This is a genomic window from Bacillus tequilensis KCTC 13622, assembly GCF_000507145.1.
Lineage (GTDB): Bacteria > Bacillota > Bacilli > Bacillales > Bacillaceae > Bacillus > Bacillus tequilensis.
On record NZ_AYTO01000031.1, the window covers coordinates 1 to 14,205 of the forward strand.

Genomic DNA, 14,205 nt, shown 5'->3' on the forward strand with positions numbered 1-14,205 from the left:
GTAAAGAAACAGCACAAAACAAAAAAGCTTGTAGAAAAAACACCGTTTTCTCTACAAGCTGAAGATACCAATATCATTTGGTATCTTCTTTGGTAGTTCGAGTCCCTCAACCTAGTAAAAACATATCACTGGTTATGAAAGCTTATTTTCATTATACGCCCTATCCCCATTTTCATCATTTCTATATGTTTTCACGAATTATGGTTAAAAATCTGTGATTAAATTGTGCCCATATAGATTAGCAAATATGCCATTGACAGCAAATCATGAACTCCTAAATGAAGGGCAGGTTACTGAAAAAAGAAAGAATAACATGCAGTTGTATTGAGAACATAAAAACAAATAATTTATATACATTCCGCATCTTGTCAATCCAGTATGTTATACTGTAAACAAACCTTTGAAGTTTAAACCTTTTTCTATTACCTTGTACCATCTCTCCCTACTCGAACGTTGAGTGGGGTTTTTTATTAAGTATTGTACAGAGAACATAAAAAAACAGGCCCTTTATAAAGAGCCTGTTTGTATAACGATTGAAGATTAAACAGTTTTTTGAACGTTAGCAGCTTGAGCTCCGCGAGCACCTTGCTCAACGTCAAATGTTACTTTTTGACCTTCGTCTAAAGATTTGAATCCGTCGCTTTGAATGGCAGAAAAGTGTACGAATACATCGTCTCCATTTTCACGTTCGATAAATCCAAAACCTTTTTCTGCATTAAACCATTTAACTGTACCTTGTTCCATTTTTGTTGCCTCCTAGTGTGTTACCACAATGTATTACTATCCTTGCCCAAAGTATCATCAAGACGAAAAGTCAATATTCATACTATCCTTTACACGAACAAAAATAACTCCCCTTTATAATAGCACGAACCGGAAATAACTGCAAGTTAATATTATGTTCCATTTATGGTATTATTCGTTAGGTAAGTCATTCAAATTACTTGCTACAATAAATTGACATCGCAATGTCTGATTTCGTAAATATTTATGCTTCTCAAAAGCACTGATCATCTATTTCTTTCGCTTTCATATAAGGTAGCGTTTCATTTATTCGTAACAAGATTATACGGAATACCTAGGGAGCTGAACTCTAGTTCTAAATCAGCGTTTTCCGAACATATAAAAATCTGGAGCATCTCTACAGAAGCTTCAAGATTTGATTCTTCATGGAATACGCTTTTTCCAGCCCCCATAACGATATGTATTTCGTAAGTATAATCATCACTTTTTTCCACTAAAGTCTTCGTGAAGCATTTCATTTCCCTCCTATGTTCATTTATTTAACCATTACAAATACTCATTTTGTTTTTCTACACTTAAGTTATTGAATTATTTCCCTTAAACAGCCACATCTTGTTACCAATAAAATATATTTCATTTCATAATCATAATTTGACTATTTTAGAAAATTATTTGATACTAAAAGGAACTAGGGGTATAAAAAGTAACTAAAAAAAGAGATATCAACCTTTTTAATTCAAAGTACCCAAATACTTTTCCATTATTTTTGTTACAATAAATGCATAAGTTATTTTTCATCCATATTTATTGAAGGAGGACTTATAATATGGGAGAGTCGAAAGATTTACAACCTAAAGTAGAAAAAAGCTTCGAGATAATTGGGAAAAAGTGGACAGGGTTAATTATTTATGTGCTAATGAGTGGGCCTAAGCGCTTTAGTGAATTAAGTGAGAGCATGCCTTCCTTAAGTAGAAGGATATTAACTGAACGGATTAAAGAATTAGAAGAACAGGGAATTATTGTACGAAATGTAATCCCCGATCGTCCGATACGTTCTGAGTACTCTTTAACTCAAAAAGGAACAGAATTAGGAAAAATATTAGGACCGATTAGTCAATGGGCGGAAAGCTGGGTCAAGGATTGACCGTTCTTTTAGAATCTATGCCAATAAACACAACGTTATTGTTAATAATCTAATAAGGAAGGAAGATCTCCATGTCTAATGTTCTCTATATAACAGCACATCCTCTGCCTGAAGATGAATCACTCAGCATGACCGTAGGCAAAGAATTCATTGAAAGTTACAAGCAAACACATCCTGATGATGATGTTGTCCATTTAGATTTATATCAAGCTGATATTCCTTATCTAGACGCAGATGTATTTAATGGTTGGAAAAAACTTCGCTCTCAAGCTTCACTTCAAGATTTATCAACGGATGAACGGCTAAAAGTCGCCCGTTTAGCTGAATTAGGCGGACAGTTTTTGTTAGCTGATAAATATATTTTTGTAACACCTATGTGGAATTTTTCCGTTCCAGCCATCATGAAGACCTATATTGACGCAATCGCAGTGTCAGGTAAAACCTTCAAGTATACTAAAGAAGGTTCAAAAGGATTACTAAAAGGAAAAAAAGCTCTCCATATACAATCTCGAGGAGACATCTACTCACATGGTCCTGAAATGGAAAGAGAGATGGGAAACCGATACTTAGAAGCCGTTATGGATTTTTTTGGTGTCAAATCTTTTGAAAGTATTATTATTGAAGGGCAAATGAAGTTTCCAGAACAAGCTCCTCAAATTAAAGATAAAGCAATTCAACAAGCCAAAGAGATGGCTAAACAATTTTAATCCAAAACATAGTAAGGCCTTGAACCTTTTCAAGGCCTTCAAATGTCTACAAGCTTTTTTGTTTTATCCCTCTTCATATAAAATAGCTCCCTCATGCCTCTAACCTGCTTGATTTATACGACTGTACCCTTTATGGTCGATTGTTGAGTGCGTATTGAATTTACTTCTTTTCTTTCCCAGAAGATATACTAGATGAATTTTGTATGATCGTAAGAATATGTTGCCATACATAATATCTCTGCCATTTTTTGAGTCTCGCCTTTCTTTTTTATATGTTGGTTAACAAACCACACATAACACATGCGATAAACTAACCTAAGTAACCATTAGTAACTTAGATTAGTTTTTTTCGTTGTAACTGAATTTTTCTTTTGGAATCAGATTTCATATAGATTAACCATTTTTATTATTTCAGACCCGAAACATTAAAAATAAAACCTTATTCTATAAGGTTTTATTTTAATTTGATATAGAAAGATTTATTCGAAGAACTAATCAGAAACGCAAAATAAAATCATTGACTATTTTAGTTACCTAAGTTACTATTAGTAACGTAAAGTGACGAAACAAAACTAGCCACTTTTAATACATCAAGGGTTTGGGAAAGAAGGTTTGGATCAAATGGATATTTTCTTAGCCATTCTTCCTGCAGTTTTTTGGGGAAGTATCGTCCTCTTCAATGTCAAGTTAGGCGGAGGACCTTATAGTCAAACACTTGGAACAACGATTGGAGCACTGATCTTTTCAGCTGTTACCTATCTCGTTATCCATCCTGTATTGACGCCTTTTATCTTTATTGTAGGAATCGTTTCTGGGTTGTTTTGGGCTGTTGGACAAAGTAATCAGTTAAAAACCATTGAATATATTGGTGTTTCTAAAACGATGCCAATTTCAACAGGTATGCAGCTCGTATCAACAGCTTTGTTTGGGGTGATTGTTTTTCATGAATGGTCAACAGTCACTACAGTTCTATTGGGAATACTAGCCCTCCTTTTTATCGTGATTGGGATTGTGTTAACCTCTCTTGAAAGAAAAAAAAGCGAAGAGCAATCTGGTCAATTTAAGAAGGGCATTATCACACTCATCATATCTACGATTGGATATTTAGTATATGTTGTCGTTGCACGTTTGTTTAACGTTGATGGCTGGGTAGCTTTATTCCCTCAAGCTATTGGTATGTTTATTGGCGGACTCATCCTCACTTATAAACATAAACCTTTTAATAAATACACAATTCGTAACATTATACCAGGTCTTATATGGGCTGCGGGTAATATGTTCTTATTTATTTCCCAACCTAAGGTAGGGGTAGCGACAAGTTTTTCACTATCACAAATGGGAATTGTCGTTTCAACGCTTGGAGGTATCTTCTTACTAGGCGAAAAGAAAACAAAACGTCAACTGATTTCGATTTCACTTGGCATTGTGCTCATTATTTTGGGTGGAGTGCTGCTGGGAATAGCAAAAAGTTAAAATACATTTCGAGCTAACAGTAATATATCTAAAAAATAATCGTTAGAATCAGGAGGAACTGATCATGTATAAAGATTTAAAAGATAAAGTAGTTGTGATTACAGGCGGATCTACAGGCCTAGGACGTGCAATGGCTGTTCGCTTCGGTCAAGAACAAGCTAAAGTGGTCATTAACTATCGCAATAATGAAAATGAAGCCTTAGAAGCTAAAAAAGAAGTGGAAGCAGCAGGCGGACAAGCTATTATTGTACGTGGTGATGTAACAGTAGAAGAAGATGTCATCAACCTTGTACAAACAGCTATAAAAGAATTTGGCACATTGAATGTAATGATTAACAATGCAGGTGTTGAAAACCCTGTACCTTCTCATGAACTTTCTTTAGACAATTGGAATAAAGTAATTGACACGAACTTAACAGGAGCCTTTCTTGGCAGCCGTGAAGCGATTAAATACTTTGTAGAAAATGATATTAAAGGGAATGTCATTAACATGTCTAGTGTACATGAAATGATTCCTTGGCCGCTATTTGTTCACTATGCAGCTAGTAAAGGCGGTATGAAGCTAATGACAGAAACATTGGCGCTTGAATATGCACCAAAAGGAATTCGCGTGAACAATATTGGACCAGGAGCAATGAACACACCAATCAATGCTGAAAAATTTGCAGATCCAGTACAACGTGCAGATGTTGAAAGCATGATTCCAATGGGTTACATTGGTAAACCAGAAGAAGTAGCCTCTGTAGCAGCATTCTTAGCATCTTCTGAAGCAAGTTATGTAACAGGTATTACACTCTTTGCAGATGGCGGTATGACGAAATATCCTTCTTTCCAAGCTGGAAGAGGTTAATAAGAATAAGGCCTTAAGGCTTTAGAAAAATAAAAAATAGAAGTCTGCGGACACTGAACTTATAGCACTAGTGCTGTTTGTTCGGTGTCCTTCTTTATATCCTTTCAAACTTTTTTCAGAGCAATTATCACGTTATTATGATATTCAACACGATCATAAAAATTTTCACTTGATTTTCCCGAAAAGTTATTGACACTGAAAAACCGATCATGTTATTATTAAAAATTTGATATCCCATTCCATGTATGGTAATCTTAAGTTGAGTTACCATATATGGAGGTGGATTATATGTTTCAAATTGGCGATAGGATTGTTTATCCAATGCAAGGAGCAGGTATAATTGAAGCCATAGAAGAAAAAGAAATCTTAGAGGAAAAACAACACTATTATGTCATAAAAATGTCAATCAGTAATATGACAGTTATGATTCCAACGCGTAAAATATTGAGTTCAAATATACGACCAGTTACTGATATACTTGCATTAAAACACATTATGCACATTTTTCAGCATGGAGAATCAGATAAGTTACTGCCGTGGAAACAAAGGTATAAAGTAAACACAGACAAAATAAAAACGGGTAAAATACAAGAAGGTGCTGAAGTTGTGCGTGATTTAATGCGTTTGAAGAAAGAAAAAGCACTTAATGCAAGCGAAAAAAAAATGTTGGATAATGCATATGAATTTTTGATTAGTGAACTGGAAGTCATAAAAGGAATCACTGAAAATCAAATAAAAAGTTTCTGTTAAGGTTAATTATAGATAATGTTTTGCATTCCAAAAAGCACCCTTTAATTTTCATAATATTACGATTAAGGTAAACTATTTCAAAAACGTTTAACTTCTTCAACTTACTTTAGAACATTAACCTCTTTTATTATCCCTACAATCTAATCAGTTTCAAAATTTCTTCAACGAACATTTGAAGTTTTATCAAAACACTCACTGAAATAGTCACTTGGTTTTTGTAATCCTGATTCACACTGGCACGGACAAGGAGCCGTAAGGATGGAAGAGAGGCAGGGCTTTCATTGTTTTAGGTCTAAGTGATTATTTCCAGAAGAAAAAATAATTACTCTCCTCTCTATCTTTAAGAATTTCTTACATCTGCTGCGACAGTGAGAGATATGCGAGTTGTAACAACTAAATATATGGTCAACAATAAAAAATGAAGAAATTTCTAGATATCATTCATTTAATCTTGTACTTAAATTAACAGGCAGGTTACTGAAAAAAAGAATAACATGCAGTTACATCGAGAACAGAAAAACAAATAATTTATATACATTCCGCATTTTGTCAATCCAGTATGTTATACTGTAAACAAACCTTTGAAGTTTAAACCTTTTTCTATTACCTTGTACCATCTCTCCCTACTCGAACGTTGAGTAGGGTTTTTTATTAAGTATTATACACAGAACAGAAAAAAACAGGCCCTATATAAAGAGCCTGTTTGTATAAACGATTGAAGATTAAGCAGTTTTTTGAACGTTAGCAGCTTGAGCTCCGCGAGCACCTTGCTCAACGTCAAACGTTACTTTTTGACCTTCGTCTAAAGATTTGAATCCGTCACTTTGGATTGCAGAAAAGTGTACGAATACATCGTCTCCATTTTCACGTTCGATAAATCCAAAACCTTTTTCTGCATTAAACCATTTAACTGTACCTTGTTCCATTTTTGTTGCCTCCTCGTGTGTTACCACACATTTTGTTACTATCCTTGCCCCAAGTATCATCAAGACGAAAAGTCGATATTCATACTATCCTTTACACGAACAAAAATAATTCTCCTTTATCATAGCACGAAACGGAAATAACTGCAAATTAGTATTATGTTCCATTCATGGTTTCATTATTTGTTAAACATGTAGATAATACCAGTGCAAAATAAGATGCCTATTAATAACTTTGCTTTGAAAACACCGTGAAAATGAATCACAAGTGTCTTCAAACCTTTTTCTTGGCTAAATAGTACTTCACTATTGATTGTTAAAGATTTCTTTAAAAAGTTCAGCTGTTTCTCGATCGAGTGCAATGATGTTCTTTTAAAAGCAGAGCTGCCCGCTGGTAAAGCTTGTTTCTGCAGATGTTTCCAAACGGTCACTCATGGTATATCCCCATTTGCCAAGGTGCTCATAAAAATAGAGCTTAATCATAAATCATCTTCCTTTCCAAAGCCTTTTTAATTAAGAAACAAGGAAATTCAAGCTGAATAGTAAATGGGCTTCTAGCTCTCTTTATCTTGTCTCTCAAAAATCAATCAATATTTTCTTAATGTTTGCTCCTCAAACAATCCATGTTCACGGTCTAATTAAACTGATTCCCATAGAGACCAGGGAGAGAGTTTAGCTCGATAAAAGGCTGGGTATAATCTTCATACGCTTTGTATCTCGGTTGGCTCTGCTAATTGAGCTTTCAATCAGTTTTCGCAATCCCAATCATTTTACAGTGGGATCGAGAAACTGATTCATTTAACAGCTTTTGAAAAGGATCCTTAGCTGGCGGGCAAGTTATAACAAAACCATGATACTTATCATATATGGAGTATGACAGCTGGGACTTCAAAGGCTATAAAACGTTTTCTATACTTAGATTAAAAACAGCAGGGAAGGAGAAACTTTTAAGAATGAATAAACAAAATCTAAGGACTTTGAGAAAAATGGTTACCCCTTATGAAAAGTCCGATTCACAAAAAAGTATTTATCAAATCATAAACACATTGGTGCCATTTTTCCTGTTATGGTGTTTGGCATATAAGAGCTTGTCGATTTCTTATATCCTTACATTAACGATTTCTGTCCTTGCGGCAGGTTTTTTAGTGAGAACTTTCATTATCTTTCATGATTGCTGCCACTATTCCTTTTTTAAGAACAGAAAGGCGAATCGAATTCTTGGAACAATAACAGGAATTCTAACTCTGCATCCTTTTGATCATTGGGCACACGATCATTCTATCCACCATGCGACAAGCAGCAACCTGGACAAACGCGGTACAGGCGATATTTGGGTACTGACCGTTGAGGAATATAAGGAAGCCTCAACTAAGACAAAAATCATGTACCGTTTGTACAGAAATCCGTTTGTTATGTTTGTTATCGGACCGATTTACGTCTTTGGGATTACTAATCGTTTTAATCGTAAAGGGGCAACACGCAAAGAACGGATGAATACGTATGTAACGAACCTGGGGATCGTCGCTTTGGCAGCACTTTTATGTTGGGCTATCGGCTGGCAAAACTTTCTGCTGATTCAGACGCCAATTTTTATGATATCGGGATCCCTCGGAATTTGGATGTTTTATATTCAGCATACGTTTGAGGATTCATATTTCGAAGAAGATGAGCATTGGGAATATGTAAAAGCAGCAGTTGAAGGAAGCTCTTTTTATAAGCTTCCAAAAGTCATGCAATGGTTAACAGGCAATATCGGTTTCCATCATGTTCATCATTTAAGCCCAAGAGTCCCAAACTATAAGCTTGAAATCGCACATAACAACACTGAACCATTGCAAAACGTGCCGACCATCACACTGACAACAAGTATTAAGTCGTTAAAGTTCCGCCTATGGGATGAAGAAAGCAAAAAATTTGTTGGTTTTAACCACTTAAAAAAAACTTCTAAAAGCCAAGTACCAGATCAGCTAAGAACGGATTAAATAAACTCCATAATCGATGATAATGGGCAGTGTATCTTACAGAATAAAAGTGCAGACTCGCGCAAAGGTTTTGTGCAGAGGTCAGCACTTTTTTAATGCCAAATGTACTTGCAACAAAAAATACCAAAGGTGATTAAATCCTTGGTATTATCGGGATGCGGCCGAGAGGACTTGAATATCCACGGGTTATTCACCCACTAGGCCCTCAACATAGTAAATCTTTAACATTGGTTATGAAAGCTTGTTTTCATTACACTCCGTAACTTCTCGTTATACCATTTCTATATGTTTATACGAATTATGGTTAAAAAATGGTGAATCAAAACATAATGATATCAATCTGTCCATACGGTAAACGTCAAAATCCATTCTATGTTTTTATTCTCTAAGGAACATTTAAAAATTAGTATATCATACTGTTGAATCTCATTTTTATCATTTGTTAAGCTTAATGCTAGCATAAGAAGAATCCGTGCTTTTGTGGGATTTCATGATTCAGATACGACTATCCGAGTTGATTATCCATATCAGTACGGCTAACAATTCCCCTATTGAGTCGAGATGACCGTATGACGGTAACCCCGTTGTTTAACGCATCATGAATTTCAACTTCTGCTTGTTTAGAAATAGTATAGCCTTCAGCCATAGCTACAATAATTCCTTTTGCACCTGCTTGTACCGCTGCGTCATATAAATAACGATTATCCCCTTGATGCGCATATATAATCGAAACCTTAGACAACTCGTTGATTAACCTTACGTCAAAGGCTGTTTCGGTAGTATGGCGATAGGTAATATCTTTATAAAAATAGTAAACCTCTCCTCCAACAATTGAGCCAATGTATCCTTGTTTCAGGCCTTAAACGGGTCTACCGTTGCAGTGTTCGTTTTTGTTATAAAACGTGCGGATCCAATACGATCATTGAGAACAACAAGCACACCTTTTCCATGTGATTTTTTTTATCACAATCAACTTTCACACCATTATAAATGTTTAACAGGCCTTCTGGATTTATTTTGATTTAATACCTGCGCCACAAAGAGGTATGATTATTTTTTCTTCTGGTGCCTTTTTATACTTGATGTAGCCAGCATAGTTTACTGCTGATGTCACTTCCACATAAAATCCTTTCGTACTCAGTTTTGCTCGTGCACTCAGAATCTCATCTTCTTCAATATCAATAAACGTACCATTGGTATTACGTACAGCTTCTAAAATTTGTTTGGAACGCGCTGGTGCAGCAATAGATATCCCTTCCGCTAAAGTACCTTTATTTGCAACGGGTTGTGCTGATTCCTCCCCGGTTTGGTAAGCTTTCACAAGGGGCGCACAGTTCTCCGCTTGAATGGCAACGATTTTCGGTATTTTATCAATTAATCCATTTTCAAATAACTCTTTAAAGCCATAGTACGCACCTAGGAGAAGCGTACCGTTTCCAACCGGAATAATTAAAGCATCAGGCGCACCATTTAATTGTTCATAAATTTCATAGGCATATGTTTTCGTTCCTTCATAAAAATAAGGATTATACACATGACTTGCGTAAAAAACTTTTTCTTCGTCTACAGCTTTTTGTGCCGCGGCTGCAATGTCCTCTCGTGTACCACGAATCTTTTTAATCGTTGCTCCGTGGGCTTTTATTTGAGCAATCTTTTTGGGTGAAGTTTCATCACTTAGATATATATCACAGGCAATATTACAACGTGCTGCATAAGCTGCAATAGCCGTTCCTGCATTACCACTGCTATCAGCAATTACTTTTGATACCCCTAATTCTTTTGCCTTTGTCATCAAAACAACGGCTCCTCGATCTTTAAAGGATAATGTAGGCATCATATAATCAACTTTTACATACGTATTGGTCTCGATATGGTCTAGAACGATTAAAGGTGATTGACCTTCACCCATTGTCACGGATTCCCATGTCTTCGAATCTTTTGCGAATGGCATGGTTTCAAAATAACGCCATAATGAGTTTGGATAGTTATTCCAAGCTGCAATATCAACTTTTGGGGTATCTTTTACTATGTTTAATACTCCGCCACATTCACATTTCCATAAAGTTGGTGTAATATCATGCTTTTTACCACAACTGTTACAAACAAATTGTTTCATCATTTATCAATCCTTTCGAATAATTTTTTATACGAATTAGATTTTTTTATACGATATAGACAAAAAAATATAACTAAATATATGCAATAGCATCAATTTCAATTTTGAATCCAAAATGTAATTCATTAGTTGGTACAACGGTACGAGCTGGTTTATGGTCACCGAAAAATTCCTTACACACAGCATCTGCTTTATCCCATAATTTCACATCTGGAATATATAATGTTATACGCAAAATCTTCTCTTTTTTACTTCCAGCTGCTTCTACAATCATTTCCACATTCTTAAGTGCTTGTAGTGTTTCTTCTTCGATGGTGCCAAATTTTCTTTCACAGGTTTCTGGATGAATAGCAAATTGCCCTGATACATAGACAGTGTTCTGATGAGCTGTTGCCAATGCATAGTGTCCATTTGATTTTAGATTTCCTACTTCAAAGATGCTTTTCATTTGATTCCCCTTAACTTGATTTATTTTTGATTTCATCCAAATAACTATAAACTGTTACTTTGGATATACCTAACAAAGATGCGACCTTCTCAACAGATCCTTTCATTAGAAAAATGCCTTTTTCGTCCATAAATCTTATTAATTCAATCTTTTCATGACGTTTCATGACTGGATGAACACTGTTTTGAATAATTTGTTGAATCAATTGATCCACTATTCCTTCAACATTTTCAATATCATCATCTGATTTTGTTTCATTCTCCTGAACTTCAACTTGTGTAGAAAGAAAAGCATTCATAAATTGTTGCATTTGATTCAGTGCTTCAACATCAAAATTTATGCAGAAAGCACCAATCACTTTTTGCTTGGAATCACGTATTAACGAAGTCGAAGAACGAATCGTACGCTTATCTTCTGTTACAAATGTATAACCTGCAAGATAATCTTCTTTAAAATCTTCTGATTGTAATACAGTCTTTACTAGGTGATCAAATGATTGACCGATTTCTCTTCCTGTAACATGGTTATTTACTGTAAACATTACAGAGGCTTGAGGGTTCGTCAAATCATGAATAACGACTTCACAGTTTGATCCAAACATTTTTGCAGTAGATTTTGCTATAGGGATAAAACTCTCTAATACTTTCTTAATTTCTTCCACGTCTAATTACCTCATTTTTTAAAATTCCACCCAATTGTATATTTTTTTATACAAAAAGGCAATATGTAGATTTTTTTATATATCCAACAGAAAAATTTTTTTGCCATACAATCATCAATAAAAGCTTTTAGCAACTCCAGACTATCTCATTTTGCAGATGAAGACACTACTCCAAATAGTGGTTTCAAAATTGCCGCAGATCGAGTTGGTGCATAAAAAGGGAGGGGAGTTGATCCTTTCTTTTTTTCGAATAACTCTTCTTGCTTCTTTCTCTAACTCTTTACCCTGCAATAATATTCCTGAGCAACATTAAAATTATTTCTTTTCGCCTCAACATGAGCCATAGCAAATAAAGCTTTTGTTAAAAAGATGTGTTCAGATTTTCCGAAAATTTTAATTGATACACCTAGATGATTAGCCGCATTATCAAATCCTTTAATTCCTCATAACAAATTCCAATATTCATGTGAGACATACCAATGAAATGATCAATCTTTATCTCCTCTGCAATATCTTTAAAAATTGCTGTAAAGTCATTTCAAACTCAAAAGAATCAATCAAATTACCCGCTGCAATAAATTAACATCGCATTGTCTGAAAAGCATATTCATCATATTTCTTAAATATTTTCAGTGCTCGATTAGCATAGTTCATTGAGAAATAAGTCTGTTTCATATCATAATAAACGTACGACACTTTGAAGAAAAATTCTGCCCTCTCTAATTCATCCTCAACCTGATATAACTTAGATTCAGCAATCCTATAAGCCCTTATAGCAGTTGTTAACTCTTTTCGTCTAAATTCGTGCATACCCAAGAAAAAGAAATAATAACATTCAAGCATTCCTGCCAATTGCCCTGCTCTTCTATTTCCTTTATTGTCTCGTAAGCATTATTTAGATCATCTATTTCTAGTTTCAAGTGTTCGAGTCCATTCAACATCAAATGAATACTGTTACTATAAATGACTTGATGATTAAAAGAAACTCAACACAAAATATGGAAACATATGATACACTATAAACAATAGAAAAAGATATTAAATTTTGAAACTTATTCTTAAATTTTCTGTATTTTAATATAAAATGATATCTAATGCAGGGAGGAATATTAGTTGGCTGAAAAACAAAAAAGTGTTTCATTTTTTAAAAAATATTGGGTTTCTCAAATTGGTGTATTTTTATTGTCACAGGTGATTTTTATAACATTTGAAACAACAGGATGGTTACCTAATTATAGAGAGATTGATGGAACACTATTTGGGAGAATTACGGAATCGTCTATTTTTATACAATGGTTTACCTTTTATAAAACACCACAATTAAATTTACTTACTGTCTTTTTTGGCGTCTTCTTTCTTGTGCCTGGAATAATAAGTGCATTAAAAAACGTATTTTCACCTAGACACTATAGTAATAGCTCTAGATAACGGTGATTAAAAATAAATTGGTTTAGAAGAGTTTTACTTAGCCTATTGAGTGTGTTCGTTGAACAAGTCAATATCACAAGAATGGAACTTCAATATATTTAGGAGTTCCGTAGCCGAAAAATCAAAACAATTTGTAATCGAAGAGAAGTAGAACTGATCTGCCTTCATGATCTGAGTCATTCACATGTTGCACTATTAATACACCAAGGAGAAGATTACATCACAATAAAGGAACGACTAGGACATGCTTCAATCAAAACAACAATCGATGTTTATGGTCATCTCTTTCCTAATAAACAAAAAGAAACTGCTGATAAGCTGGATGAATTATTCTAACAAGTGGGGTAAAAAGGAGTAAACCACCCTAAAATTAAAAGAGAGCATAAAAAAATACCAGGGGTCTACAACCCTTGGTATCATTGATGCGGCCGACAGGACTTGAATATCCACGGGTTATCCACCCACTAGGCCCTCCATCTATATTCATAAAACTATTGCTCAGTTGTCAGCATGTTAAGCAAATTACGAATTTCCTTGTTATAACTTTTAATTTCTTCTTCATTACAACCAGTTTTATCAAATACTGCATTAGGAATCATTGTGACTTTTTCTTTAAACTCATTCCCTTCAGTTGTTAACGTAATAATTACACTTCGTTCATCCTCTTTTGAACGCTCTCTTATAATAAGACCTCGCTCCTCAAGTCGTTTTAAAACTGGAGTTAATGTTCCGGAGTCTAGATATAATTCTTCGCCTAAACCTTTAACAGATATTTTTTCCTTCTCCCATAAAACAAGAAGAACCAAATACTGTGGATAAGTAATTCCTAATTCTTTTAAGAGAGGATGGTATAACTTTATCATTTCACGGGAAGCTGCATAAATCGCAAAACATAGATGATTACTTAACAGTAATTTATCATCATTCTTCATGTTAAATCCCTCACAATATTTATATTCATTATTACACATAATAGCAC

Annotated in this window: 15 protein-coding genes and 2 pseudogenes; 8 read left to right on the forward strand and 9 right to left on the reverse strand. The window is 34.6% G+C overall.

From position 1 onward, the window contains the following. Positions 1–540 precede the first annotated feature (540 nt). On the reverse strand, positions 541–744 hold the full coding sequence (gene cspC, locus V756_RS0109240) for a cold shock protein CspC (RefSeq protein WP_024714418.1): 204 nt from the start codon (positions 742–744) through the stop codon (positions 541–543). An 826-nt stretch (positions 745–1,570) separates the two neighbouring features. Between cspC (V756_RS0109240) and V756_RS0109250 the strand changes: the two genes are divergently transcribed. The 5 genes from V756_RS0109250 (at position 1,571) to V756_RS0109270 (ending at position 5,668) form a co-directional block, all read left to right on the forward strand. Then, positions 1,571–1,888 (forward strand): winged helix-turn-helix transcriptional regulator, encoded by a 318-nt coding sequence (locus V756_RS0109250; protein ID WP_024714420.1) that lies wholly within the window; start codon positions 1,571–1,573, stop codon positions 1,886–1,888. A gap of 71 nt (positions 1,889–1,959) precedes the next feature. After that, positions 1,960–2,595 (forward strand): FMN-dependent NADH-azoreductase, encoded by a 636-nt coding sequence (locus V756_RS0109255; protein ID WP_024714421.1) that lies wholly within the window; start codon positions 1,960–1,962, stop codon positions 2,593–2,595. A gap of 621 nt (positions 2,596–3,216) precedes the next feature. Further along, a complete protein-coding gene (locus tag V756_RS0109260; RefSeq protein WP_024714422.1) occupies positions 3,217–4,068 on the forward strand; it encodes a RhaT/GlcU family sugar-proton symporter in 852 nt (283 codons plus the stop codon). A 64-nt stretch (positions 4,069–4,132) separates the two neighbouring features. Beyond that, positions 4,133–4,918 carry a glucose 1-dehydrogenase gene (gdh, locus tag V756_RS0109265; RefSeq protein WP_024714423.1) on the forward strand — a complete coding sequence of 262 codons (786 nt, stop codon included), beginning with the start codon at positions 4,133–4,135 and terminating at the stop codon, positions 4,916–4,918. A gap of 288 nt (positions 4,919–5,206) precedes the next feature. Further along, positions 5,207–5,668: a CarD family transcriptional regulator gene (locus tag V756_RS0109270; RefSeq protein WP_024714424.1), complete on the forward strand. Its 462-nt coding sequence runs from the start codon at positions 5,207–5,209 to the stop codon at positions 5,666–5,668. A 722-nt stretch (positions 5,669–6,390) separates the two neighbouring features. Here V756_RS0109270 and cspC (V756_RS0109275) read toward each other — a convergent pair. Then, positions 6,391–6,594, reverse strand: a complete 204-nt coding sequence (gene cspC / locus V756_RS0109275) for a cold shock protein CspC (RefSeq protein ID WP_003156143.1) — start codon at positions 6,592–6,594, stop codon at positions 6,391–6,393. Between the two features lie 950 nt (positions 6,595–7,544). On the opposite strand from cspC (V756_RS0109275), the gene desA reads away from it, so the two are divergent. Beyond that, on the forward strand, positions 7,545–8,573 hold the full coding sequence (gene desA / locus V756_RS0109285; protein WP_024714425.1) for a Delta(5) desaturase DesA: 1,029 nt from the start codon (positions 7,545–7,547) through the stop codon (positions 8,571–8,573). Positions 8,574–9,078: 505 nt separating this feature from the next. On the opposite strand, the gene V756_RS1000000123070 is transcribed toward desA, so the two are convergent. From V756_RS1000000123070 to V756_RS1000000124375, 6 genes and pseudogenes are all read right to left on the reverse strand, one after another. Further along, positions 9,079–9,315, reverse strand: a complete 237-nt coding sequence (locus V756_RS1000000123070; RefSeq protein ID WP_255210027.1) for a hypothetical protein — start codon at positions 9,313–9,315, stop codon at positions 9,079–9,081. Between the two features lie 110 nt (positions 9,316–9,425). Next, positions 9,426–9,512, reverse strand: a complete 87-nt coding sequence (locus V756_RS1000000124715) for a hypothetical protein (RefSeq protein WP_368086258.1) — start codon at positions 9,510–9,512, stop codon at positions 9,426–9,428. Positions 9,513–9,585: 73 nt separating this feature from the next. Continuing rightward, positions 9,586–10,689 (reverse strand): threonine synthase, encoded by a 1,104-nt coding sequence (locus V756_RS0109295; protein ID WP_024714426.1) that lies wholly within the window; start codon positions 10,687–10,689, stop codon positions 9,586–9,588. A 73-nt stretch (positions 10,690–10,762) separates the two neighbouring features. Continuing rightward, positions 10,763–11,137, reverse strand: coding sequence for a RidA family protein (locus V756_RS0109300; protein ID WP_024714427.1), 375 nt, complete (start codon positions 11,135–11,137; stop codon positions 10,763–10,765). A gap of 10 nt (positions 11,138–11,147) precedes the next feature. Continuing rightward, on the reverse strand, positions 11,148–11,798 hold the full coding sequence (locus tag V756_RS0109305; protein ID WP_024714428.1) for a helix-turn-helix transcriptional regulator: 651 nt from the start codon (positions 11,796–11,798) through the stop codon (positions 11,148–11,150). A 290-nt stretch (positions 11,799–12,088) separates the two neighbouring features. After that, positions 12,089–12,709, reverse strand: a pseudogene (locus V756_RS1000000124375) (tetratricopeptide repeat protein); the annotation flags it as partial. A 202-nt stretch (positions 12,710–12,911) separates the two neighbouring features. Between V756_RS1000000124375 and V756_RS0109315 the strand changes: the two are divergent. Both V756_RS0109315 and V756_RS1000000123395 read left to right on the forward strand, forming a co-directional pair. Continuing rightward, on the forward strand, positions 12,912–13,226 hold the full coding sequence (locus V756_RS0109315; protein WP_024714430.1) for a YfzA family protein: 315 nt from the start codon (positions 12,912–12,914) through the stop codon (positions 13,224–13,226). A gap of 111 nt (positions 13,227–13,337) precedes the next feature. Further along, positions 13,338–13,562, forward strand: a pseudogene (locus V756_RS1000000123395) (site-specific integrase); the annotation flags it as partial. Positions 13,563–13,717: 155 nt separating this feature from the next. Here V756_RS1000000123395 and V756_RS0109325 read toward each other — a convergent pair. Further along, on the reverse strand, positions 13,718–14,158 hold the full coding sequence (locus tag V756_RS0109325) for a MarR family winged helix-turn-helix transcriptional regulator (protein ID WP_024714431.1): 441 nt from the start codon (positions 14,156–14,158) through the stop codon (positions 13,718–13,720). Positions 14,159–14,205 lie beyond the last annotated feature (47 nt).

Coding starts and splice junctions, on each gene's coding strand:
- cspC (WP_024714418.1), bottom strand. CDS start 744: ATGGAACAAGGTACAGTTAAATGGTTTAATGCAGAAAAAGGTTTTGGA.
- V756_RS0109250 (WP_024714420.1), top strand. CDS start 1,571: ATGGGAGAGTCGAAAGATTTACAACCTAAAGTAGAAAAAAGCTTCGAG.
- V756_RS0109255 (WP_024714421.1), top strand. CDS start 1,960: ATGTCTAATGTTCTCTATATAACAGCACATCCTCTGCCTGAAGATGAA.
- V756_RS0109260 (WP_024714422.1), top strand. CDS start 3,217: ATGGATATTTTCTTAGCCATTCTTCCTGCAGTTTTTTGGGGAAGTATC.
- gdh (WP_024714423.1), top strand. CDS start 4,133: ATGTATAAAGATTTAAAAGATAAAGTAGTTGTGATTACAGGCGGATCT.
- V756_RS0109270 (WP_024714424.1), top strand. CDS start 5,207: ATGTTTCAAATTGGCGATAGGATTGTTTATCCAATGCAAGGAGCAGGT.
- cspC (WP_003156143.1), bottom strand. CDS start 6,594: ATGGAACAAGGTACAGTTAAATGGTTTAATGCAGAAAAAGGTTTTGGA.
- desA (WP_024714425.1), top strand. CDS start 7,545: ATGAATAAACAAAATCTAAGGACTTTGAGAAAAATGGTTACCCCTTAT.
- V756_RS0109295 (WP_024714426.1), bottom strand. CDS start 10,689: ATGAAACAATTTGTTTGTAACAGTTGTGGTAAAAAGCATGATATTACA.
- V756_RS0109300 (WP_024714427.1), bottom strand. CDS start 11,137: ATGAAAAGCATCTTTGAAGTAGGAAATCTAAAATCAAATGGACACTAT.
- V756_RS0109325 (WP_024714431.1), bottom strand. CDS start 14,158: ATGAAGAATGATGATAAATTACTGTTAAGTAATCATCTATGTTTTGCG.